At 72.8% G+C, this 21,843-nt stretch carries 22 protein-coding genes and 2 pseudogenes (1 of these 24 running past the window's edge); 9 read left to right on the top strand and 15 right to left on the bottom strand.

What is annotated here, in order from left to right:
- The first annotated feature begins 146 nt into the window (after positions 1-146).
- Positions 147-1,076, top strand: a complete 930-nt coding sequence (locus tag JS521_RS03180; RefSeq protein ID WP_205081168.1) for a helix-turn-helix domain-containing protein — start codon at positions 147-149, stop codon at positions 1,074-1,076.
- Positions 1,077-1,117: 41 nt separating this feature from the next.
- On the opposite strand, the gene JS521_RS03175 is transcribed toward JS521_RS03180, so the two are convergent.
- The 3 genes from JS521_RS03175 to afsA all read right to left on the bottom strand — a co-directional run bounded on the left by JS521_RS03175 (position 1,118) and on the right by afsA (position 3,839).
- Positions 1,118-1,840, bottom strand: coding sequence for a ScbR family autoregulator-binding transcription factor (locus JS521_RS03175; RefSeq protein WP_205081167.1), 723 nt, complete (start codon positions 1,838-1,840; stop codon positions 1,118-1,120).
- A 193-nt stretch (positions 1,841-2,033) separates the two neighbouring features.
- Positions 2,034-2,882 carry an NmrA family NAD(P)-binding protein gene (locus tag JS521_RS03170; protein ID WP_205081166.1) on the bottom strand — a complete coding sequence of 283 codons (849 nt, stop codon included), beginning with the start codon at positions 2,880-2,882 and terminating at the stop codon, positions 2,034-2,036.
- A gap of 12 nt (positions 2,883-2,894) precedes the next feature.
- The gene (gene afsA / locus JS521_RS03165; RefSeq protein WP_205081165.1) at positions 2,895-3,839 is read right to left on the bottom strand and encodes a 2-oxo-3-(phosphooxy)propyl 3-oxoalkanoate synthase; all 945 of its coding nucleotides are present in this window, start codon (positions 3,837-3,839) and stop codon (positions 2,895-2,897) included.
- 159 nt (positions 3,840-3,998) lie between these two features.
- On the opposite strand from afsA, the gene JS521_RS03160 reads away from it, so the two are divergent.
- Entirely contained in the window at positions 3,999-4,637 is a 639-nt protein-coding gene (locus tag JS521_RS03160; protein WP_205081164.1) for a ScbR family autoregulator-binding transcription factor, read from the top strand.
- Positions 4,638-4,682: 45 nt separating this feature from the next.
- On the opposite strand, the gene JS521_RS03155 is transcribed toward JS521_RS03160, so the two are convergent.
- Entirely contained in the window at positions 4,683-5,648 is a 966-nt protein-coding gene (locus JS521_RS03155; protein WP_205081163.1) for a GlxA family transcriptional regulator, read from the bottom strand.
- A 69-nt stretch (positions 5,649-5,717) separates the two neighbouring features.
- Between JS521_RS03155 and JS521_RS03150 the strand changes: the two genes are divergently transcribed.
- Entirely contained in the window at positions 5,718-6,668 is a 951-nt protein-coding gene (locus JS521_RS03150; RefSeq protein ID WP_205081162.1) for an NADP-dependent oxidoreductase, read from the top strand.
- A 51-nt stretch (positions 6,669-6,719) separates the two neighbouring features.
- Here JS521_RS03150 and JS521_RS03145 read toward each other — a convergent pair whose 3' ends face one another.
- On the bottom strand, positions 6,720-7,331 hold the full coding sequence (locus tag JS521_RS03145) for a LysE/ArgO family amino acid transporter (RefSeq protein ID WP_205081161.1): 612 nt from the start codon (positions 7,329-7,331) through the stop codon (positions 6,720-6,722).
- A gap of 67 nt (positions 7,332-7,398) precedes the next feature.
- Between JS521_RS03145 and JS521_RS03140 the strand changes: the two genes are divergently transcribed.
- From JS521_RS03140 to JS521_RS03120, 5 genes are all read left to right on the top strand, one after another.
- Positions 7,399-8,319 carry a LysR family transcriptional regulator ArgP gene (locus JS521_RS03140; protein ID WP_205081160.1) on the top strand — a complete coding sequence of 307 codons (921 nt, stop codon included), beginning with the start codon at positions 7,399-7,401 and terminating at the stop codon, positions 8,317-8,319.
- Between the two features lie 109 nt (positions 8,320-8,428).
- The gene (locus JS521_RS03135) at positions 8,429-8,923 is read left to right on the top strand and encodes a methyltransferase (RefSeq protein ID WP_205081159.1); all 495 of its coding nucleotides are present in this window, start codon (positions 8,429-8,431) and stop codon (positions 8,921-8,923) included.
- An 81-nt stretch (positions 8,924-9,004) separates the two neighbouring features.
- Positions 9,005-9,679, top strand: coding sequence for a response regulator transcription factor (locus JS521_RS03130; protein WP_205081158.1), 675 nt, complete (start codon positions 9,005-9,007; stop codon positions 9,677-9,679).
- Positions 9,679-11,016 carry a sensor histidine kinase gene (locus JS521_RS03125; RefSeq protein ID WP_205081157.1) on the top strand — a complete coding sequence of 446 codons (1,338 nt, stop codon included), beginning with the start codon at positions 9,679-9,681 and terminating at the stop codon, positions 11,014-11,016. The genes JS521_RS03130 and JS521_RS03125 overlap by 1 nt, the downstream gene beginning before the upstream one ends.
- 52 nt (positions 11,017-11,068) lie before the next feature.
- Positions 11,069-11,929, top strand: a complete 861-nt coding sequence (locus JS521_RS03120; protein ID WP_205081156.1) for an endo alpha-1,4 polygalactosaminidase — start codon at positions 11,069-11,071, stop codon at positions 11,927-11,929.
- 15 nt (positions 11,930-11,944) lie between these two features.
- Here the strand turns inward: JS521_RS03120 and JS521_RS03115 are convergent, their stop codons facing one another.
- On the bottom strand, positions 11,945-12,733 hold the full coding sequence (locus JS521_RS03115) for a VOC family protein (RefSeq protein ID WP_205081155.1): 789 nt from the start codon (positions 12,731-12,733) through the stop codon (positions 11,945-11,947).
- Positions 12,734-12,992: 259 nt separating this feature from the next.
- Between JS521_RS03115 and JS521_RS03110 the strand changes: the two genes are divergently transcribed.
- Positions 12,993-13,577, top strand: coding sequence for a DinB family protein (locus JS521_RS03110; RefSeq protein WP_205081154.1), 585 nt, complete (start codon positions 12,993-12,995; stop codon positions 13,575-13,577).
- Positions 13,578-13,600: 23 nt separating this feature from the next.
- Here JS521_RS03110 and JS521_RS03105 read toward each other — a convergent pair whose 3' ends face one another.
- The 9 genes and pseudogenes from JS521_RS03105 to JS521_RS36405 all read right to left on the bottom strand — a co-directional run.
- Positions 13,601-14,266 carry a lysophospholipid acyltransferase family protein gene (locus tag JS521_RS03105; RefSeq protein WP_205081153.1) on the bottom strand — a complete coding sequence of 222 codons (666 nt, stop codon included), beginning with the start codon at positions 14,264-14,266 and terminating at the stop codon, positions 13,601-13,603.
- Positions 14,267-14,678: 412 nt separating this feature from the next.
- On the bottom strand, positions 14,679-16,280 hold the full coding sequence (locus JS521_RS03100; protein WP_205081152.1) for a glycoside hydrolase family 13 protein: 1,602 nt from the start codon (positions 16,278-16,280) through the stop codon (positions 14,679-14,681).
- Positions 16,281-16,460: 180 nt separating this feature from the next.
- A complete protein-coding gene (locus JS521_RS03095; RefSeq protein ID WP_205081151.1) occupies positions 16,461-17,417 on the bottom strand; it encodes a carbohydrate ABC transporter permease in 957 nt (318 codons plus the stop codon).
- Positions 17,418-17,434: 17 nt separating this feature from the next.
- Entirely contained in the window at positions 17,435-18,403 is a 969-nt protein-coding gene (locus JS521_RS03090; RefSeq protein WP_205081150.1) for a carbohydrate ABC transporter permease, read from the bottom strand.
- A gap of 5 nt (positions 18,404-18,408) precedes the next feature.
- The gene (locus JS521_RS03085) at positions 18,409-19,761 is read right to left on the bottom strand and encodes an ABC transporter substrate-binding protein (RefSeq protein WP_205081149.1); all 1,353 of its coding nucleotides are present in this window, start codon (positions 19,759-19,761) and stop codon (positions 18,409-18,411) included.
- A 721-nt stretch (positions 19,762-20,482) separates the two neighbouring features.
- Positions 20,483-20,644, bottom strand: a complete 162-nt coding sequence (locus JS521_RS03080) for a hypothetical protein (protein WP_205081148.1) — start codon at positions 20,642-20,644, stop codon at positions 20,483-20,485.
- A gap of 529 nt (positions 20,645-21,173) precedes the next feature.
- Positions 21,174-21,362 carry a hypothetical protein gene (locus tag JS521_RS03075; protein ID WP_372448548.1) on the bottom strand — a complete coding sequence of 63 codons (189 nt, stop codon included), beginning with the start codon at positions 21,360-21,362 and terminating at the stop codon, positions 21,174-21,176.
- Positions 21,359-21,682, bottom strand: a pseudogene (locus tag JS521_RS03070) (alpha/beta hydrolase); the annotation flags it as partial. The pseudogene JS521_RS03070 and the gene JS521_RS03075, both read right to left, overlap by 4 nt.
- A gap of 139 nt (positions 21,683-21,821) precedes the next feature.
- Positions 21,822-21,843: pseudogene (locus JS521_RS36405) on the bottom strand (alpha/beta fold hydrolase) (its annotated part continues 476 nt past the right edge of the window); the annotation flags it as partial.

Below are 21,843 nucleotides of genomic sequence, written 5' to 3'. Positions count from 1 at the left end.
TGGGTGATGCGGTAGGAACGTCTCCCAGCCTCCCGCCCCTGCGCATGTTTACCCAGGTCACCGCTTGGCCTACGTCCAGTGGTCCTACTACTGGCGGGGACAGGCTCCGGCGCCTACGCCCAGGAATCCCAGGAATAATGGAGGGCATGGACGATCAGCCGGAGGCCGCCGCTCCCGAGCCGCTGGACCGGCGCGCCGAACTCAGTGAGTTCCTGCGTACGCGCAGGGCGAAGCTCCAGCCGCAGGACGTGGGGCTGCCGGACTTCGGCCGGCACCGCCGGGTGCCCGGGCTGCGCCGGGAGGAGCTGGCGCAGCTGGCCGGGGTGTCCGTGGCGTACTACACGCGCCTGGAGCAGGGAAACGGGCGCAACGTGTCGGCCGAGGTGCTGGACGCGATCGCGCGTGCGCTGCGGCTCACCGACGCCGAGCACGCGCATCTGACCCATCTGGCGAGGCCGGCGCGGCACAAGAAGAAGCGCCGCCCGGCGAGGGTGCAGCGGGTGCGGACCGGGCTGCTGTATCTCCTGGACAGCATGGACGGCATCCCCGCGTACGTGACCGGGGCGCGCTCCGACATCCTGGCCTGGAATCCGATGGCGGCCGCGGTGTTCGGCGACTGGGGCGCGCTGCCGCCGGCCGAGCGCAACTGGGCGCGGCTGGTGTTCCTCTCCCCCGCCTACCGGGACCTGTTCGTGAACTGGGACTCCAAGGCCTCGGACATGGTCAGCTATCTGCGGCTGTACGCGGGCTGCCACCCCGACGATCCGGAGCTGTCGGCGCTGGTGGGCGAACTCTCGGTCAAGAGCGACGAGTTCCGGCGGCTGTGGGCCACGCACAACGTCAAGGAGAAGGGCCACGGCGTCAAGCTGATCCGGCATCCGCTCGCCGGGGACCTGACCCTGTCGTACGAGACGCTGAACCTCCCGGACGACGAGGAGCAGCACCTGGTGACCTACCACGCGGAGCCGGGCTCGGATTCGGCCCAGGCCCTGCGCCTGCTGGCGAGCTGGGGAGCCGACGCCACCAGGGCGGACGTGATCAGCGGCGTACGGCGGGGCCCGGCCGACGAACGATGAGGACGGACTCCCGGCCCGGTGTCCCACCCTGCGCCGGTCGGTCAGGTGGCCTCGGCCGCCGCCGCTGTCGCCCCCGCCGTCACGTCCGCCGGTGACTCCGTCTCGCCGATGACGAGCCCCGCGAGTGCGGGGCCGCGGGTCGGCGGCGCCGCGCCGGTGCCGGACGGGTCGACGCGTGGAAAAGTCTCCGCGCTGGCGAGCCGGGGCAGCAGCAACTGCCAGAAGCCGGTGAGCCGGTAGGGGGACAGCCACTCGGGGTCGTGGCGGCCGAGCATCTCGAATCCGGCCGTCACGGCGACGGTCGCGGCAGCCGCGTCCTCGCGGGAGATGCCGTCGGCGAGGGTTCCGGCGGCGGCCGCCTCGTCCAGCAGTTCCCGTACGCGCTGGTGCCACTCCATCCGCAGGTCCGGGGCGGCGGCCCGCTCGCCGTCGCAGCTCAGCCGGAATCCGGCGCGGCTCACCGGGTCCTCACGCAGTCGCCCCACGAGAGCGTGCGAGCTGTCGACGAGGGCTTGCAGGGCGGTGTCCGTCCGGTGCCGGATCGCGGCGGACAGATCGCGCAGCTCCCGGGACGCCTCCGCCACCACGGCTTCCGCGACCGCGGCCTTGTTCTCGAAGTGGAAGTGCAGCGCGCCCGTACTGACGCCCGCGCCGGCGCTGATCAGCACCAGTCGAGCCTGGGCGTAGCCGTGCTGCTCGAAGACGACGGCGGCTGAGCGGATCAGCGCCTGGCGGGTACGGGTGGCGCGCTCCTGTTTGGTCACCGGGGCCTCCGTGTGGGGGTGAGGCGGCCGGATACGGGGGCGGCGCCGGTCGGGGGCTCCCCGCCGGGGCGGTGGGACGGCGTCATGGAGTTATCAAACCAACTTACCGGTTTGATTTCCAGGGAACGGGAGGATACGCCATGGCTTCCAGGGCCTGTCAGGGGGCGCTTACCCCATAACTCCCGAGGCGGAGTTATTCGGCTGCGAACGCGTCCGCGTGGTCGGCCGACCAGACACGGTACGACCTGGCTTGATGCCCCGTCAGCTCCTGGACCGTGGATACCACGGCCGCCTTGGCACCTTCCCGCTGCCGCTCCGCGCTCTCCAGGAAGGCCTCCGCGACAGGCCGCGGGTACTTCGCCAGCAGGGCCGTGCGCGCGGCGTCCACGCCCAGTTCCTCGAAGCGCAGCGGCCGCCCCAGCACCCGGGACAGCTGAGCCGTCTGTTCCCGTGCGGTGATCGCCTCCGGGCCCGAGACGGCGTACGCCCTGCCCTCGTGCCCCGTACCGGTGAGGGCGGCGACGGCCACCGCCGCCACGTCGCGGGGGTCTACGCACGCGACCGGGGCGTCGCCGTACAGGGCGCGCACCACCCCCGCCGCGCGGATGCCGGGCGCCCAGGACAGGGTGTTGGACATGAACGTCCTGGGGCGGACGAACGTCCACGGCACCCCCGACTGCCTGATCGCCTCTTCGTTCTCCCGCTGACGCCGGGTGATGAAGTCGTCGGCGCCCGGCTCCTCCACCGCCATCATGGACAGCTTGACCAGGTGGCGGACGCCCGCCGCGGCCGCGGCCGCGGCGACCCGCTCGTCGTCGGGCTCGGTGGGGCTGTTCGTCACCAGGAACACCGAGTCGACGCCCCGCAGGGCCCGGTCCAGGGCGGGGCGGTCCCCGTACTCGCCCGCGACGGCCTCGACTCCGTCCCCCCGTACCGTCAGCCGCCCGGGACGGCGCGCGAGAATCCGCACGGGGCCGGCAGCCGCCAGTTGCGCGGCGACCTCACGGCCCACCGCTCCGGTCGCACCCGTCACAAGAATCACTGGAGGCACCTCTCAGCCGTCGGCCCGCGGGCCGGACAGGACCGTGGAGAAGACCTGTTCGCTGTCCTGATGGCCCGTCACCTGGACCGACACCGTATCCTCGGCCCCCTCCGACAGGACCGTCGCCCCGATCCAGCACGGGCTGCCGAACTCGGCGTACCGGTGGAACCGGCTGCGCGCCTCCGCCGGAACGATGCCGCCGGGCCCCGCCGCGAGGCAGGCCGCCTGACGGGCCGCCTCCAGCAGCAGCATGCCCGGGACATGGTCGTTGGGGCGCTGGAACAGCGTCGGGTGCCGGGTGTCCACACGCAGCTCCCAGACGCCTTCGCGGCCGGCGTCCGACAGGACCACGTCCCCGGTCCTGCTGCGGCCGGCACGGGCGGCGGCGACCGGCGCCGCCTCCGGTATGGATATGCCCTCGACGGGGGCGTCGCCGCGCATCCGCCGGTACACCTTGGGGCTGGTGAAGCGGGTCGCGCCCATCCCCGTGGCCGCCAACTCCCCGTCCCGGTACACCGCCCAGCCCACGCGCCCCTGCACGGGCAGTCCGCTCCGCCACTTCAGGTCGGAGCAGAACACCTCGACGTCTATCTCGGTGGGGGCGCCGCCGACGCCCCAGTGCTCCTGGTGGCAGACGTAGTCCAGGTCCGCCATCAGGAAGTGGTAGCCGAGCGGGACGCCGTACCCGGCGTGGAAGGCGAGCATGGCCGCCTGCCGCATCGCTTCCGCGACCAGCAGCGGGTCGTGCCGGTCGCCGCCCACCGGGGCGAAGAACGGGTGATCGTGCGGCAGGACCGCCGCCACCGAGAACCGATCGTGCGCCAGGCGCACCCAGTTACGCGGAAACGCGTCCTCGGGCCTGGTCCGGTGCACCATGTCGATCCCCACGGGATGCACCACCTCGACCTCCGAATCCATAGCCGGCACCGGGTCGATCAGGGCTGCTGCTTCGGGCATAACTCCCCCCAGGGGTCATGTGACGGCGAGCCATTCCTGCGATGCACGTGCGCTGATAAGATACAGACTCAGCGGTTTTTTTTCTATCCCCGGCAGGGCCGCCCCTCCCCCCACCGTCCCGGCCGTTTCCCGGGCCCCCGGCCCAGCAAAGGAGAGAGGATGGCCAAGCAGGACCGGGCGATCCGCACCCGCCAGACAATCCTGATGGCAGCGGCCCAGGCTTTCGAGAAATACGGCTACCAAGCCGCCACGATCACCGAAATACTGAAAAGCGCCGACGTCACGAAAGGCGCTCTCTACTTTCATTTCCCGTCCAAGGAAGATCTCGCGCTCGGCGTTCTCGACGCCCAGGCGCCGCCCCAGACCGTTCCGGACCAGGCGCTCAAACTCCAGGAACTCATCGACCTGGGGATGCTGTTCAGCCACCGTCTTCAGACCAGCCTCCTCACCCGTGCGGGCGTCCGCCTGTCCATGGACCAGCAGGCCCACGGCCTCGACCGCAGCGGCCCTTTCCTCCGCTGGCAGGAAGCAACCCACCACCTCCTCACGCGCGCCAAGCACAACGGTGAGCTGCTCCCCCACGTCAACCCCACCGAGACGGCGGACCTGTACGTGGCCGCTTTCGCGGGCACCCAGGCCGTATCCCAGACTCTCACCGATTACCGGGACCTGCAGCGCCGCCACATCACGCTGCAGCAGCACATACTCCCCAGCATCGCCGCGCCCTCCGTCCTCACCGCTCTCGATCTGACACCCGAGCGCGCCGAACGCCTCAGCCTCCTCGACCCCGTCGGCTGAAGCAGTCGGGGTCGAGGAGGCTGCGCGCGTGCGGACGCCCTCGCCCTAGCTGCGCCCGGAGGCGAGGACGGCGCCGCGAAACGTACGCCGGTAGGCCAGCGGTGTGACGCCGATGGCCGCGTGCAGGTGCTGGCGCAGCGAGGCCCCGGTGGCGAAGCCGACCTGGCCGGCGATCTCGTCCACCGCCAGGTCCGTGGACTCCAGGAGGTGACGGGCCCGGTCGACCCGCTGCTGGACGATCCAGCGGCCCGGGCTCATGCCGACCTCCTCGTTGAAGCGCCGGACGAAGGTGCGCAGACTCATCCGGGCGTGCTCGGCGAGGCCCGCCAGGCTCAGCGGCTCCTGGAGGTTCCGCAGCGCCCAGTCGCGGGTGGCGGCGGTGCCGTTCGCCGCCGGGTCGGGCACCGGCTGCTCGATGTACTGGGCCTGCCCCCCGTCACGCCACGGCGGTACGACGCAGAGCCGGGCGACCCGGTTGGCGACCTCGCTGCCGTGGTCCTCGCGCACGAGGTGCAGGCAGACGTCGACGCCGGACGCCGCGCCGGCCGAGGTCAACACGCCCCCGTCATCGACGAAGAGGACGTTCGGGTCCAGCTTCACCTGGGGAAACCAGGACCGGAAGAGTTCCGCGAGCGCCCAGTGCGTGGTGGCCCGCCGGCCGTCCAGCAGTCCGGCGGACGCGAGGACGAAGGCGCCGGTGCAGATGGACACGACGCGGGTGCCGGGGCGTACGGCCGCCAGCGCCGCGACGGCGTCCACAGGTGCCTGACGGGTGAGGAGGGAGGTGTCGAAGGGCGGGATGACGAGCGTGTCCGCCGTCGCCAGCACCTCCGGTCCGTGCTCGACGGTGACCGAGAAGTCGGCATTGGTGCGCACGGGCCGGCCGTCCACCGTGCAGGTCACGACGGAGTAGCGGCCGTCCGCCGCTCCGAGGACCCGGCTCGGGATGCCGAGTTCGAACGGATACACCCCGTCCAGGGCGAGAACGACGACGCGGTGCACGTTTCCCATGGCACGATCCTGTCGAAAGATGGCAATCATGCCATGGTACGCCGGGCGGGCAGCGGCGAGGCTGGACGCATGACGAAGAACGAGAGCATGCGCGCCATCAGCCAGAGCGTCTACGGAGGACCCGAGGTACTGGAGGAGGTCCGGCTTCCCCGGCCCGTGCCGGGACCGAGCCAGATCGTGGTCGCCGTCCGCGCGGCCGGAGTGAACCCCACTGACTGGAAGCACCGGGCCCAGAGCATGTTCCTGGACCGGCTGCCGCTCGTCCTGGGCTGGGACGTCTCCGGGGTCGTCGATTCGGTGGGCTTCGGGGTGACCCTCTTCAAGCCGGGTGACGAGGTGTTCGGCATGCTGCCCTATCCGTACGGGGTCGGCTCCCACGCCGAGTTCACGGTCGGCCCGGCCCGCGCCTTCGCCCACAAGCCCGAGGGCGTCGACCACGTCCAGGCGGCCGCCCTCCCGCTCGCCGCGCTCACCGCCCGCCAGGCGCTCGTCGACACGGCGGACGTACGGCCCGGGCAGCGGGTCCTGATCCACGCCGCCGCCGGCGGGGTCGGCCACCTCGCCGTCCAGATCGCCAAGTCGCTGGGAGCGTACGTCATCGGCACCGCGAGCGCCGCCAAGCACGAGTTCGTCCGGGGACTCGGGGCGGACGAGGTCATCGACTACCGGAGCGTCGACTTCGGGGACGCGGTGAGCGACGTCGACATGGTGCTCGATCCCCTCGCGGGCGAGACGCGGGCACGTTCGCTCGACGTCCTGCGCCCGGGAGGCACGCTCGTTTCGCTGCTGCCGGGCGGCGATCCGGCGGAGACTGCGAAGGCCGCCGCGCGGGAGGTCCGGGTGGAGAACCTGCTGGTGGAGGCCGATCACGCCGGCATGACGGCCATCGCCGACCTGGTCCGGGCCGGCGAGCTGCGGGCCCATGTCGAGGCGGCCTTCCCGCTGGCCGAGGCGGCGAAGGCGCACGCGCTGGGCGAGACCGGCCGCACCACCGGCAAGCTCGTCCTCGTGGTGTCGTAGGCCGCGGCGCGCCCGGCCGCCCGCTCCTGAAAGGGAACGGGCGCCGGGCGTTCAGGCGCCCAGCGCCAGCTTCGTGCCGAGGCCGATCATCATCACGGCGACCAGGCCGTCCAGCACCCGCCACGCGGAGGGCCGCGCGAGGACTCCGCTCAGCAGCCGGGCGCCGAAGCCGAGCGCCGCGAACCAGCACACGCTGGCCAGGATCGCGCCGAGGCCGAAGGTCCAGCGCAGGGGCCCCCGGTCGGCGGCGACGGACCCGAGCAGGAACACGGTGTCGAGGTACACGTGCGGGTTGAGCCAGGTCATCGCCAGGCAGGTCAGCACGACGGCCCGGCGCGAGGTGGCCGGGGCGTCCCCCGCGTGCAGGGCCGACGGGCGCAGCACGCGGCGGGCGGCGAGCAGCCCGTAGACGATCAGGAACAGGCCGCCGAGCAGCCCCACCACGGTCAGCGCCGACGGCCAGGCGACGACGACCGCGCCGACCCCGGCGACGCCCAGCACGATGAGCACCGCGTCGGACAGGGCGCAGATCCCGACCACCGCGAGCACGCCGTCCCGGCGGACGCCCTGGCGCAGCACCAGGGCGTTCTGGGCGCCGATGGCGACGATGAGGGAGAGGCCGGTGCCGAATCCGGCGGCCGCGGTGGTCAGGGTGTTCGTCATGCGGCCGACGCTACGGAGCCCGCCATCCTGATGTCCAGCTAAGGATTCTTACGTATCATTAGCTGTCATGATGTCCGAGCTTCCTCTCGATCAGGTGCGGACGCTGCTGGCGGTGGTCGACGAAGGCACGTTCGACGCGGCGGCGGGCGTCCTGCGGCTGACGCCTTCGGCGGTCAGCCAGCGCGTGAAGGCGCTGGAGCAGCGCACGGGCCGGGTGCTGCTGATGCGCACGAAGCCGGTGCGGCCGACCGAGTCCGGTGAAGTGGTGGTGCGCTTCGCCCGCCAGCTCGCCCGGCTGGAGCGCGACGCTCAGGCGGCGCTCGGGATGTCCGGGCCCGGCGAGCCGACGCAGCTGTCGATCGCGGTGAACTCCGATTCCCTGGCGACCTGGTTCCTGCCCGCCCTGCGGCGCGTCCCGGAGGAGCTGGGCCTCGCCTACGAGCTGCGCCGGGAGGACCAGGACCATACGGCGGCCCTGTTGCGGGAGGGTCTGGTGATGGCCGCGGTCACCTCGTCGCCGGAAGCGGTGACGGGCTGCTCGGTGCGCGGTCTCGGCCGAATGCGGTATCTGCCGGTGGCCAGTCCCGGTTTCGCCGACCGGTGGCTGGGACGGCGGGAGGGCAGCGCGTTGCGCGAGCTGATCGGTGACGCGCCGGTGATCGGTTTCGACCGGCGCGACGATCTTCAGGACGCGTTCGTGCGCCGGCTCGGCCTCACGCCCCGGGCGAGCGCCCGGCGTCATCTGGTGCCGACGTCGGAGGGGTTCGCGAACGCCGTGGCGGCGGGCATGGGCTGGGGCGTGGTGCCCGAGGTCCAGGCGGAGCCGTTGCTGAGCACCGGGCGGCTGGTGCTGCTCTCCCCGGATCACACCGTGGACGTCCCGTTGTACTGGCAGCAGTGGAAGCTGGACTCGCCGGCGCTGGCGGCCGTGGCCGAGGCGGTGGCGGCCGTCGAAGCCGAGGCGCTCGGCGGCGGCCGCCGCGCCTGACCGCCCCGCCCGCCCACCGTCGGCGAAGTCCCCGGGCGCCCCACCGACGGGCGAGCCACCCACCCCACGCAAGGTTAGGTTTACCTAACTGGCTGAAGAGGGGCGAATGATGACCGACCGTCACGATCAGGTTCCGGGCAACGGCCGCGATGCGGAGGTGGATTGGCAGGCACGAGGGGCGGTGTCCCGGCTCGTGCTGGGCCAGATGGCCACCCAAGCGCTGGGCACGGCGGTGCGGTTGGGGGTCTTCGACCGGATCGGAGCGGGCGAGTCGAGCGCCGACGCGCTGGCCGGCTCCTTCGGCACCCATCCGCAGGCGACGTTGCGTCTGCTGCGCGCGGCCATCCTGCGGCGCATCCGCGAGGTCATCCCCGCCCACGGCTCGCTGCTGATCGTCGAACCGGTGCTGCCCGCCACCGTGCCGGCGGACCCGCCGGGCGGCGTCTACCTCAGCGACCTCAACATGCTCGTCAACGTCGGCGGCCGGGAGCGGACCGCGGAGGACTTCGCCGCCCTGTGCACGGCGGGCGGGTTCGCCCTCCGGAGCGTGACGCCGCTGCCCGCACCCAACATCTTCCAGATCATCGAGGCGTCACCCGCCTGACCGGCCGCTTCGGGCCGGATGCGCGGGACGTCCTAGACTGGCGGGCCTCTCCCCCGGAAAAGACTCGGAGGCATCCTCCCCATGCGTGTGCTGCTGGTGGAGGACGACGACGACCTGCGGGAGGTGATCGCGTCCGGTCTGCGGAACGGGGGCTTCGCCGTGGACTGCGCCTCCGACTGGCCGGAGGCGGACGAACTGCTGCACGTCCACGCGTACGACTGTGTGGTGCTGGACCGGCTGGTGCCCTCCGGTGACACCCTCGCCCCGCTGGAGGGCAGGCGCCGGGCCGGGTGGTCGGTGCCCGTGCTGTGCCTCACCGCCCTGGACTCCCTGCACGACCGGTTGCGGGGGCTGGAGAGCGGGGCGGACGACTATCTGGCAAAGCCGTTCGCGATGCGTGAGCTCGTGCTGCGGGTCCGGGGACTGAGCCGGCGGGCGCCGGTGCGGCTGCCTTCCTTCCTGGGCTGTGCGGACGTGGTCATGGACGTGGCACGGCACGAGGTGCGGCGCGGTGGTGTGCTGCTGTCGCTGAGCCCGAAGGAGTACGCCGTGCTCCAGCAGCTCCTGGTCAACCGGGACACCGTCGTCACCCGCACCGGGCTGCTGGAGCACTGCTGGGACGAGATGGCCGACCCGGTCTCCAACGTGGTGGACGCCGTCGTCGCCGGCCTGCGGCGCAAGCTCGGCTCGCCCGCGCTGGTGCACACCGTGCGCGGCCGGGGGTTCCTGCTGTCGGCGGAGCCGGGGCCGTCCTGATGGCGAAGCCCGTGAAGCCTCACCGCTCCCCGGCCAGGAAGCGGCTGCGTCGGCTGCAGCTGCGGCTGACCGCCGCGTACACCCTGATCACCGTCGTCGGGCTGACCTGCCTGTCCTGGCTAGTGATCCGCACCGACGACCGGGCGCGGCAGGACGCCGAGTACGACGAGATGCGCCGCCGGGCGTCCGTCGCCGCCTCGCTCGTCTACTACGAGGACGACCGGATCCGGCTGGACGGTCTCGGGGACGACGAGGCGACCGCGGGAACCCCGCAGATCCTGGTGCTGGAGGGACGGCCCGGCGGTGATCCGGTCACCGTGTTCCGGGGCCGCACCGCGCAGTTCGCCGTGCCGGCCGGGGAGATCCGGGCGGTGACCCGTTCGGCGATGGACGAGGAGGGACCGGTGCGGGCCGAGGCGCGCGACCGCTCGGGAGAGCCGGTGCGACTGCTGGCCGTGCCCTTCTACCACGACGCCACCGACGCGGTGGCGGGCGCGGCCGTCGCGGTCGGCGATCCGGAGCGCGGCGCGGCCGAGCACCGCAGTCTGGTCCTGTCCCTGGTCGTCGGGGCCGGTGCGCTGACGGCACTGGCCGCGGTGACGGGGCACGTGCTCTCGGGGCGCAGCATGCGGCCGGCCTGGCAGGCGCTGGAGCAGCAGGAACGGCTGCTGGCCGACGCGGCGCACGAGCTGCGGACCCCGGTGGCGGTGATGCGCGGGTCGGTGGAGGTGGCCGCCGGTGCTCCGGGCGGTCTCGACGCCCACCTGCCCCGGATCCGGCGGGCGGCGGACCGGATGGCCGACGTCGTGGAGAACCTTCTGGCCCGGGGGCGGCTGGAGGCGGCCGTGGACGTCGTACGGGCGCAGCCGCTGCGGCTGGACCAGCTCGTCGAGGAGGTGTGCACGGAGCTGCCGGGGGACGGGCCCCGCCCGACGTTGCGGCTCGCGGAGTCGGTGGTCGAGGCCGACGCGGCACTGGTGCGCGTCGCCGTGCGCAATCTGCTGGACAACGCGGTACGGCACGGCCGGGCGGCCGACGCGCCGGACCTGGCCGGGCTGCTGGTGACGGTGCGCGGGCCGGAGGTGTGGGTCGCCGACCGGGGTCCGGGGGTGGATCCGGACCGGCTGCTGGAGCTGATGGAGCGGTTCAGCTCGCCGGGCGGGGGCACGGGGATCGGTCTCTCGCTGGTTCGGCGGATCGCGGAGGTCCACCGGGGGACGCTCACCGTCCGGGCCCGTCCCGGCGGCGGCGCGGAGTTCGTGCTGCGGCTCGCACCCGACCGGTCGCGGGCGGGCCGGCGGCGCGGCGGGGGCCCGGCCCTCACGATTCGCTCATGATCGGCGGTCCATGATGCGGGGGAAGGTCCGAAGCCCACGCACGGGAGTACGTATGCCCCAGCACGCCGTCCGTTCTCTGCTGCGCCGCAAGCGCACCCTCGCCGCACTGGCCGGCGGGGCCGCTCTGGCGACGGGAGCGGGGCTGCTCCTGTCCCACGCCTCCGCGACGGGCTCCACAGCCGAGGCCGCGCCGGAGGTCGTGCCGCCCACGGCGAACGCGGCCTTCGACTACCAGATCGGCGGCGCGTACACCCCGCCCGCCGGGGTCGAGGCGCTCTCCCGGGACCGTACCGCCAAGCCGGCCGAGGGCCTCTACAACGTCTGTTACGTCAATGCCTTCCAGACCCAGCCCGACGCTCTGGACTGGTGGGAGAAGAACGACCCCGATCTGCTGCTGCGCGACGGCGACGGCGAGCTGGTGAACGACGACGCCTGGGGCGAGGCGCTGCTCGACACCTCGACCGAGGGCAAGCGCACCCGGCTGGCGAAGATCGTCGGCGGCTGGATCGACGGCTGCGCGACGTCCGGTTTCCAGGCGGTGGAGCCCGACAACCTCGACTCCTACGAGCGGTCCGAAGGGCTGCTGAACCGGGCGCACAACGCCGCGTTCGCGAAGCTCCTGGCCGACCGCGCGCACGCGGCCGGTCTGGCGATCGGCCAGAAGAACACCACGGACCTGCTGGGGCAGCGGAAGGAGATCGGGTTCGACTTCGCCGTCGCCGAGGAGTGCGGCCGCTACGACGAGTGCGCCGACTACGCCTCGGCGTACGGCGACAGGGTCTTCGTCGTCGAGTACACCGACCGGGACTTCAGCAAGGCCTGTTCGTCCGTGGGATCGACGGTCTCCGTGGTGCGCCGGGATCTCGACGTCGTCCCGGCCGGGCGGCCGGGGTACGTCTTGCGCACCTGCTGAGGTCCCGGACGGCGGCTACTCCGGGTGGGCGCACACCGTGAAGATGCCGCCGTCGGGATCCCTGATCACCACTTCGGATCCGTCTGCGGTCGAGTCCGCCGGCGGGCCGGCCGTGCCGCCCGCGGCGCGGGCGGCCTCGGTGGCCGCTGCCAGGTCCTGGACCTGGAAGCGGACGTGCCAGCGGGGGCGCAGCCGGGGGTCGGGGGACGAGGCGTCGCCGCCGCCGCGCAGGGTGGCCACGGTGCGGCCGCCCTGCCGTACGACGACCGTGTCCTGCTGGTAGGCGTAGCCGACCTCGCAGCCGCCGGGCTCCTCGGAGGCCCAGCCGAACACCTCGGCGTAGAAGATCGCGCAGTCGAAGGCGTGGCTCGTGCGCAGTTCGAGGGAGGCCGGCGCGCTGTCGCGGCCGAACGACCAGGGTGGGGTCCGCCCCTCCCAGAAGCCGAACGCGGCCCCTTCCCGGTCGGCGGCCATGGCTCCCCTTCCGGGGCCGATCCGGATCGGGCCGACGGCGATGGTGCCTCCCCGTTCCCGGACGCGGGCCGCGGCGGTGTCGACGTCCGCGACGGCGAAGTACGGGGTCCAGGAGACGGCCGTGGGCAGGCCGGGGGCGATCTGTCCGATCCCGGCGACGGGCAGGGCGTCGACGTGGGCGACGGAGAAGCCCTCGCCGAGGGTGCCGGAGCGGAAGGTCCACCCGAGGACGGCCCCGTAGAAGTCCTGCGTAACCCGCAGGTCCCGGGTCATGAGGCTGACCCAGCACGGAATCCCGTGCACCGGGGTGCTCTGCTCTGCCTCGGTCATCGGGATCCGTCTCCTCGCCCCCGGTGGTGACCCGGCGGACGCCGACGGCGGTCCGGCCGGGTGGGCCTGCTGGTCACCGGCCGTTCACGGACCGGTGCGCTCCGTGGTGTCGTACGCCCTCGGAGCAGCACGCCTCCATACCTACGCCGTCCCGGGCGCCGCCGCCACCCGGGACGTGCCCCGGGACGGGCGGGGTGCGCGCCGCTGCCCGGCCCGGGGACCAGGGTGCACTGTCAGTTCCCGGTGACAGACTGCGCACATGACCCTCTCGCAGCCGAAGGCCGACCTCCAGCGCTATCTCCAGTCCGCTCGCGATGCCTTGCTGTGGAAGCTCGAAGGGCTGTCGGAATACGACGTCCGTCGCCCCCTGACACCGACCGGTACGAATCTCCTCGGTCTTGTCAAGCATGCCGCCGGGGTGGAGCTGGGCTACTTCGGCGAGACGTTCGGGCGGCCGTTCGGCGAGGTGGTGCCCGCCTTCGGGGACGATGCCGAGGCGAACCAGGACATGTGGGCGACCGCCGGCGAATCCCGTGCGGACATCCTCGCGCTGCACCGCCGGGTGACGGAGCACGCGGACGCGACGATCGCCGAGCTGCCGCTCGACGCGGTCGGCCGGGTGGCGTGGTGGCCCGACGAGCGGAGTCGGGTGACACTGCACCAGATCCTGGTCCATGTGATCTCGGACCTCCAGCGGCATGCCGGGCACGCCGACGTCGTGCGGGAGCTCGTCGACGGGGCGGTCGGGCTGCAGTCCGGCAACGACAACGTGCCCCCGGGCGACCGCGCGTGGTGGGAGGAGTACCGGCAGCGCCTGGAGCGGACGGCGCGGGAGGCGGCGTAGCCGCTCCCCCGTCGCGTGACGCGTCAGCGTCCGGGGAGCGCCCCGGGTTCGCCGAGGTGGTGCGCGGCGGTGCGCCAGGCGGCGGTGACGGCTGCGCGGGCCGTGGCGGTCGCCGCCCCGACCTCCGGCGGGAGGTGCAGCGGCGCCCCGACGTGGACGTGGAGCCGGGGTCGGCGGGCCGGGGCGGTGAGGAGTCCGGAGATCTGCTTGACGCACGGGCCCGAGGTCACGCGGCGGGCGCCCGCCTGGCCGAGCGGCACGACGGGTGCCCCGGACGCGTGCGCGAGGCGGGCGAGGCCGCTGCGGAAGCTCTCCGGCGGGGCTTCCGCCGCGTCCGTGCGGCAGGGCAGCCGCCCTTCGCCGTAGATGAGCAGATGACGGCCGTCCCTGAGCGCGACGGCGGCCGCGTCGAGAGCGCCTGCGGCCCGCTCGGTGTTGCGGTGCACGGGCACGTGGCCGCCGCGCTCCAGGAGACGGCCGAGGACCGGGATGCGCCAGAGGCCCGCGGTGGCCATGACGACGGGTTCGACGCCGAGGCGCAGCAGTGCGGCGAGGACGATGCCCGGGTCGGCCAGGGAGGTGTGGTTGGCGACGATGATGCTGCCGGCGGCCGGGGCCGTGGCGTGGTCGGACGTGACGGTGAGGCGTCCGAGCGAGGGGACGACGGTGGCGGCGATACGGCTGAGCACGGTTCTCCCGGGGTCCGGCGGGCGCGGCCGTCCTGGTGGGCGGCGGTGCGGTGCGGGACCGGCCCTTCCCGGCTTCGCCCGCGACGCCCTCATCGTCGTGGCGGCCGGGGGCGCGAGGCCTGAGTGCGGGTACTCAGACCTCCTGGGTCGATTCCCCGGGTTCTCCCCGGGGGGGGGGGCGGGGGGGGGGGGGGCCCCGGGGGGGGCCCCCCCCCGGGGGGGGGGGGGGGGGGGGGCGGGCCCCCCCCCCCCCGGGGCCCGGGGCCGGCGGCCGCGGGGGCGCGGGGGGGGGGCGCCGCGGGGGGCGCCTCCCCGCCCTCCGGCGGCCTCCCCCGCGCGGCGCGCGGGGCCGGGGGGGGGGGGGGGGGCCCCCCCCCCCGGGGCTCTCCCCCGGACGGTGTGCCGTACCGGTTCAGACGGCCAGCCACACCGCCGTGTCCCGGGGCAGTCGGCCCTCGGCGTCCAGCGGGCCGCTGGCGAGCAGGACCTCGGTGTGGGCGGGGAGCCCGGCGGGTTCCTCGGCGAGGTTGACGGCGCAGACCAGCGCATCGCCGCGGGCGAACAGCAGGAGCCCCGGGTCCTCGTCCAGCCAGCGCAGCGGTTCGGTGTGCAGCGCGGTCAGGGAGCGCCGCTGCCGCAGGGCTTCCCGGTAGAGGGCGAGCATGGAGTCGGGGTCCTGTGCCTGGAGGTCGGCCGCGCGGGCCGGCCAGTCGGCGGGCAGCGGCAGCCAGGGTTCCACGGTGGAGCCGAAGCCCGCGTACGGTTCGTCCGCCGCCCAGGGCAGCGGGGTGCGGCAGCCGTCACGGCCGGGGGCCCGCTCCTGGGAGCGGAAGTACATGGGGTCCTGGATGCGGTCCAGCGGTACGTCGGCCTCGGGCAGGCCCAGTTCCTCGCCCTGGTAGAGGTAGACCGAGCCGGGCAGGGCGAGCGAGAGGAGGGCGGCGGCGCGGGCCCGGCGGGTGCCGAGCTCCAGGTCGCTGGGGACGCCGAACGCCTTGGCCGTGAAGGCGAATCCGGTGTCCTCGCGGCCGTAGCGGGTGACGGTGCGGGTGACGTCGTGGTTGCAGAGGACCCAGGTGGCGGGGGCGCCGACCGGGGCGTGTTCGGCGAGGGTCTCGTCGATGGCGCGGCGCAGCAGCGGGCCGTCCCAGGGGCAGCTGAGGAAGGTGAAGTTGAAGGCGGTGTGCAGTTCGTCGGGGCGGAGGTAGCGGGCGAAGCGCTCGGAGTCGGGCAGCCACACCTCGCCGACGAAGATGCCGCCGAACTCGTCGGCGATGGCCCGCCATCCCCGGTAGATGTCGTGCAGCTCGTCGCGGTCGACGTACGGGTGGGGCCCCTGGTGTCCTTCGAGGTCCGGGAGCGCGGGGTCTTTGGCGACGAGGGCGGCGGAGTCGATGCGCACCCCGGCCACTCCGCGTTCGAACCAGAAGCGCAGGACGTCCTCGTGCTCCTGGCGTACGGCGGGGTGGGCCCAGTTGAGGTCGGGCTGCTCGGTGGCGAACAGGTGGAGGTACCACTCGCCGTCCTCGACACGGGTCCAGGGCACCCCGCCGAACTCGCTCTCCCAGTCGTTGGGGGGCAGTTCGCCGTGTGCGCCGCGGCCGGGGCGGAAGTGGAAGAGTTCGCGCTCCACGCTGCCGGGGCCTGCCGCGAGGGCTGCCTTGAACCAGACGTGCTGGTCGGAGACGTGGTTGGGGACGATGTCGATGATGGTACGGATCCCCGCCTCGCGGGCTTCGGCGATGAGCTTCTCGGCCTCGGCGAGGTCGCCGAAGGAGGGGTCGATGGCCCGGTAGTCGGCGACGTCGTATCCGCCGTCCGCCATCGGCGACAGGTACCAGGGGGTGAACCAGAGCGCGTCGACGCCGAGTTCGGCCAGATAGGGCAGCCGGGACCGTACGCCCGTCAGATCGCCGGTGCCGTCGCCGTCGCCGTCGGCGAAGCTGCGGACGTAGACCTGGTAGATGACGGCTGAGCGCCACCAGTCGTCGGCGGCGAGCTGGCTGCCTTCCATAAGGCGGGTTCCTTTCGGGCGGGGCGCGGTCGCCGGCGGGGTGGGCCGGTCCGCGCAACAGGGAGGAGCTGGAGGGTCTGACGCCGCCGCCCCGGAGCGGGGCGGGAAGGCCGGGCGCGGCGGCGGGCTGAAGGGGTCCTTGGCGATGCCGGTCGGGCAGCCTCTGGTGGTGCGTGCCGGTCAGCCTTTGGTGCTGCCGGCGCTGATTCCGGCGATGATGTGCCGCTGGAAGACCAGGAACATCAGGACCATCGGGATGCTCGCGATGACCATGGCCCCGATCAGCACGGTCAGCGGGACGTTCTGCGAGAGCTGCACCAGCGCCACGCTGATCGGCTGTTTCTCGGTGTCGGAGAAGACCATCAGCGGCCAGAGGAAGTCCTGCCACACCGCGACCAGCGCGAAGATCGACACGACGCCGAGGACGGGCCGCGACAGGGGCAGGACGATCGACCACAGCGTGCGGAGCTTGCCCGCCCCGTCGATCTCGGCGGCCTCCAGGACGTCGCGCGGGATCTGGTCGAAGAACCGTTTGAGCAGATAGAGGTTGAAGGCGTTCGCGACGGCCGGCAGCCAGATGGCCAGCGGGTCGTTCAGCAGGTTGACGTGGATCAGCGGCATGTCCGCGATGGTCAGGTACTTCGGGACGACGAGGGCCTGCACCGGGACCATCAGGGTGGCGAGGATGCCGCCGAGGATGACGTTGCCGAAGGCGGGCTTCAGCTTGGACAGGGCGTAGGCGGCGGCTGTGCAGAAGACGATCTGGAGCACCCAGGCGCCGGTCGCCTGGACGACCGTGTTCCACAGGTGGGTCGGCAGCCGCATCAGGTCCCAGGCGTCGGTGTAGCCGCTCACCCGCCACTGCTCGGGCACGAGGGTGGGCGGGGTGCGCACCACTTCTTCGGGCGGCTTCATGGCGCCCGTGACCATCCAGTACACGGGGAAGAGGAAGGCGAACGCGAAGAGCAGGACGACGAGGGTGAACACCGACCAGTAGATGACCTTGCCGCGGCGCCCGGCGAGGGCAAGGGGCGAGATGACGGTGCGCACGGAGCGGGCGGCGCCCGGGGTCTCGCCGGTGCGCTTGGCGCGGACGGCGGGCGGCTTGGCCACCGGGGGCGGAGCTGTCTGTGTCATGGCGGGCGACGCTCCTCTCAGTCGGTGCGGGTGAGTCGCAGATACAGGGCGGAGAACGCGCTGAGCACCAGGAGGAGCATCACGCTGAGGGCGGACGCTCCGCCGAAGTCGTTGTAGAGGAAGGCGTACTTGTAGATGAGGTAGAGCACGGTGACGGTGGAGTTCTCCGGGCCGCCGCCGGTGATGACGAAGGGTTCGGTGAACACCTGCATCGTCGCGATGACCTGGAGCAGCATCAGCATCAGGATGATGAAGCGGGTCTGCGGGATGGTGACGTGCCGGACGCGCTGCCAGACGGAGGCGCCGTCGAGTTCGGCGGCCTCGTACAGCTCGCCGGGTATGCCCTGGAGAGCGGCGAGGTAGATGAGGACGGTGCCGCCCATGTTGGCCCAGGTGGCGACGATGACGAGCGAGACGAGCGCGGTGTCGGCGCCGTTGGTCCAGTTCGACGTCGGCAGGTGGAGGAAGCCGAGCACCTCGTTGGCAAGGCCCGCGCCCGGATCGTAGAACCACTTCCACAGCAGGGCGCTGACGACCGGCGGGATCATCACGGGGAGGTAGACGACGACCCGGAAGAACGCCTTGGCGTGCCGGAGTTCGTTGAGGACGAGCGCCATGACGAACGGGATGGCGAACCCGATGACCAGGGCGAGCACGGTGAAGGTGAGCGTGTTGCGCCAGGCCGCCGCGAACTCCGGGTCCTGGAAGACGCGGGTGAAGTTCGCGGTGCCGACCCACTCGGGGTCGGAGCCGGGGGTGTACTTCTGGAACGCGATGATCACCGACCGGACGGCCGGGTACCAGGAGAACAGGATGAAGCAGAGCAGGCCGCCGATCAGGAACCCGTAGGCGGTGGCCTGGTCGGCTATCTTCCTGCGCAGCGGGCTCAGAGGCCCGGGGGGCGCCGGGCGCGCGTCCTCTGGGGGAGGCGTCGCACCGGCGGACCGCCCTCTCACGGGCGCTGCGGGGTGGTAGGTGGTCTTCATGGCTGTCAGCCTCGGGCCAGGATTCCGTCGATCTTGGTCTGGGCGTCCTTCAGCAGGGCGTCGATGTCCGCGTCCTTCTTCGTCAGGACGGCCGAGACGGCGCCGTCGAGGACCGCGTAGATCTGCTGGCCGTGCTTGGGCTCCAGCTTCATGTCGAGCTGCTGGCCGCCGTCGATGAACGCCTGGTAGTTCTCCACCGGGACGTTGGCGGAGGCCTTCTTCAGCTCCTGGTCCTTGGCGTCGGTGGCGCCGGTGAACAGCCGCGGCTCGGGCAGGCCGACCGGGGACTTGTCCTTCGCGGCGCGGGCGTAGTTGTTCATGTAGCCCTGGCCGGGGGTGAGGAAGGTCCACTCCAGCCACTTCAGGCCGGCCTTGATCTGCTCGGGGGTGGCCTTCTTGTTGAACATGTAGCCGTCACCGCCCATGAGGGTGCCCTTGCCGCCGGGCATCGGGGCGAAGGCGAGGTCCTCGTACTTGCCGCCGGCCTCCTTGACGATGCGCGGGACGTTATCGGGGGCGGCGAGGTACATGCCGAGCTTGCCGGAGCCCATCATCTGGAGGGTGTCGTTGATGATGAGGAGCTGCTTGGCGCCCATGGAGTCGTCGCGCCAGCGCATGTCCTTGAGGTTCTGCAGGACGGCCTTGCCCTCGGGGGTGTCGACCGTGGCCTTCTTGCCGTCCTCGCTGACGACCGCGCCGCCCTGGGAGTAGATCGAGGCGGTGAAGTGCCAGCCGCCCTGGTTCTGGGCGCTGTACTCGGCGAAGCCGACGGTGCCGTCGCCGAGCGCGGCGATCTTCTTGGCCGCCGTCTGGACCTCGACCCAGGTGGCCGGCGGCTTGTTCGGGTCGAGCCCGGCCTTGGTGAAGAGCGGCTTGCTGTAGAGCAGGCCCATCGAGTAGTTGGTGCGCGGGATGCCGTAGATCTTGCCGTCGACGGTGTAGGCGTCGCGCAGGGGCTGGGCTATGTCCTTGTACGCCTTGAGGTCCTTGACGTACTCGGTGATGTCCGCGGCCTGGTTGATGGAGACGACGCGCTCGGTGTCGGTGAAGTACGTGTAGAAGACGTCTTCCATCTGACCGCCGGCGAGCTTCGCGTCGAACGTCTTGGGGTCCTGGCACGGGAAGGCGTCGTGCGCGGTGACGTCGATGTCGGGGTTCTGCTTCTCGAACGTCTTGACGTCCTCGTCGAACCGCTGGTGGTCGATCTTCGCACTCGGCTGGGGCCAGCAGTTGACCGTGATGCGGGTCTTGCCGTCCGCCGCGCTGTCGCCCTCGGAGTTGCAGGCGGCCAGGCCGGTGACGGCCAGCGCGGCGGCGACGGCGGCGGTGCAGGTACGACGAAGAACAGAACTTCTCATCGGTGGACCCCTCTAGGGCAGGAGTGCGGGAAGCCCACAGCCCCGAGCTGTGCGGCGCCCCACACTCAACCACCGCCGACGAATGTCCGCAAGATGTCGCGTTGGTTTCGTAAATCTTTGACAGTCCTTGCCCGCTGAGTGCTGCGACGGTTGACGGAAGGCCGGAGACTTGACCCCGAGCGAGGAGCGGCCGGGGGGCGGCGGACAGCCCGACCGGGGGCTTCACGGAGGGGGCGCGACAGGGCGTCGCGGCGTCGCGGCGCGGTTACGGAGACGGAGAGGCGCGGCAGGTGCGGGCCGAGGCGGTGGCGCGTGGCGGGGCGCGCAGGGTCCGCAAGCCCGGCCGGGGCAGAGGCGGCGGCAGGGGGTGCTGGTACTGGTGTTCCGAGGTGGGTTTCCGGTCGGCTCTCGGTCGGCTTCCCGATCAGTCCGCCGCCCCTCGGCGGCCGGCTGGGAGCGCTCTCCACGCCGTCGCGTGGACCGCTCACCGAAGCACGGCCGCCGGGGCGGTCACGGCGGGTGGCCGGGGGCCGCGGCGGCTTCGGGCCCGATCATCGGACGCCCGGCCTGCCGCGGCCTCACCCCGCTTCCACCGGCGACGGTTCTTCAGCAAACCATCGCGTCGCGAACGCAAGAATATGGCAATAGTTGCGGGACGTTTATCGTCCCGTGATGGACACGGCCGCCCTGAAACGGCTGCGACCGGGGTTTCGGCTCGCCGCTAGCGGGCTCCGGCGGCCGTCCGTACCGCGCCGAAGTCGATGGCGCGGTCGGCCTCGCGCAGGACCTCCTCGGCCACCCGGCGCACTTCGGCGAGCACGTCGCCGTGCTCCTCCACGAGGCCGGCGTAGATCGGTGCTTCGGTGCTGTCTGCGGAACTCATACGGTGATCTTCCCCGTCGGTCTGGTGCGGAAAGCCCCCGCCGGTCGGCGGAGGCGGGGGCGAGTGTACGTGGTGGGCGGCGGCGGTCGCGATTCCGTTCCGGCGCGCGGACCCCGCCGCACCTGCTGGAACGGCTCCCCGCCCGGCTCCCGGCGGCCCGGGAGTGAGCGTCGTCACCGCCCGCGGCGGCCCGTACCGAGGTGCTGGACGGGAAAGCCCGCGCGGGAAGCGAGCGCGGCCGGGGGGGGGGGGGGGGCCCCCCGGGGGGGGGGGGGGGGGGGGGCCCCCCCGGGGGGGGGGGGGGGGGGGGGGGGGGCGCCGGAAGTCCAAGCCCGAGCGCCCAACCCCCCCCCGCGCGGCGGGGGCGGGCCGGGTTGTGAGCGGCGTCCCCGCCGGGGGGGGCCGGTCCGGTGGTGGTGGCGGGTAACGCCCGGGGGGTATGCGCGGGGGGCCGGCCCGGCGGCGCCGGCCGCCGGGTCGTCGGTCGTCGTTCCGCACACGGTGGACAGTGCCTGGGGGATGAGAGGCGCTAGGAGCGCCGACGGCGGGCCTCGGGCAGGGGCCGGTGGCCCTCGGTCCACTCGTTGACCCAGCCGCAGCCCGAGCAGGCGTACCGCCCGTCGAGGCCGGCGATCAGGGTGCCGCAGCGCGCGCATCCGATGAAGGTGATCTCCGGGTGTTCCGTGGCCGCTTCTTCCGGTGAGCTCGGCATCGTCACCCGCCCGTTCCCGCCGCGTCGAGCAGGATCCGGGCAAGCTCGCGCGGCTGCGAGAACATCGGCCAGTGGCCGGTGTCCATCGTGACCAGCCGCCATCGCTCGCCCGTCAGCAGTGCGGCCACCTCGGGGCTCGGCTCGGGCCAGTCGAGCAGGCACTTCACGTACGTCGCGGGCAGCAGCCCCAACGGACGGGTCAGGACGGCGGGATCGGTGAGCGTGGCGCCGGGGTGGGGTGTTGCGCCGCCGATGAACCGGGCGCTCTGTTCCTCGGTGAGGCCCTGGTCCGCGCAGTCGGCGACGGTCGGGGGGGGGCCCCCCCCCCCGGGGGGGGGGGGGGGCGCCCCCCCCCCCCCCCCCCCCCGCCGCCCCCCCCCGGCCCCCCCCCCCCCCCCCCCCCCCCCCCCCCCGGGGGCCGGGGGGGGGGGGGGGGGGGGCCCCCCCCGCGTCTCCATGGCCCTCGGGCCTCGCTATCCTTTTCCCA

It is taken from the genome of Streptomyces durocortorensis, from assembly GCF_016901035.1.
In the GTDB taxonomy this organism is placed as follows: Bacteria; Actinomycetota; Actinomycetes; order Streptomycetales; family Streptomycetaceae; genus Streptomyces; species Streptomyces durocortorensis.
This window is presented reverse-complemented; position numbering and strand designations above follow the sequence as displayed.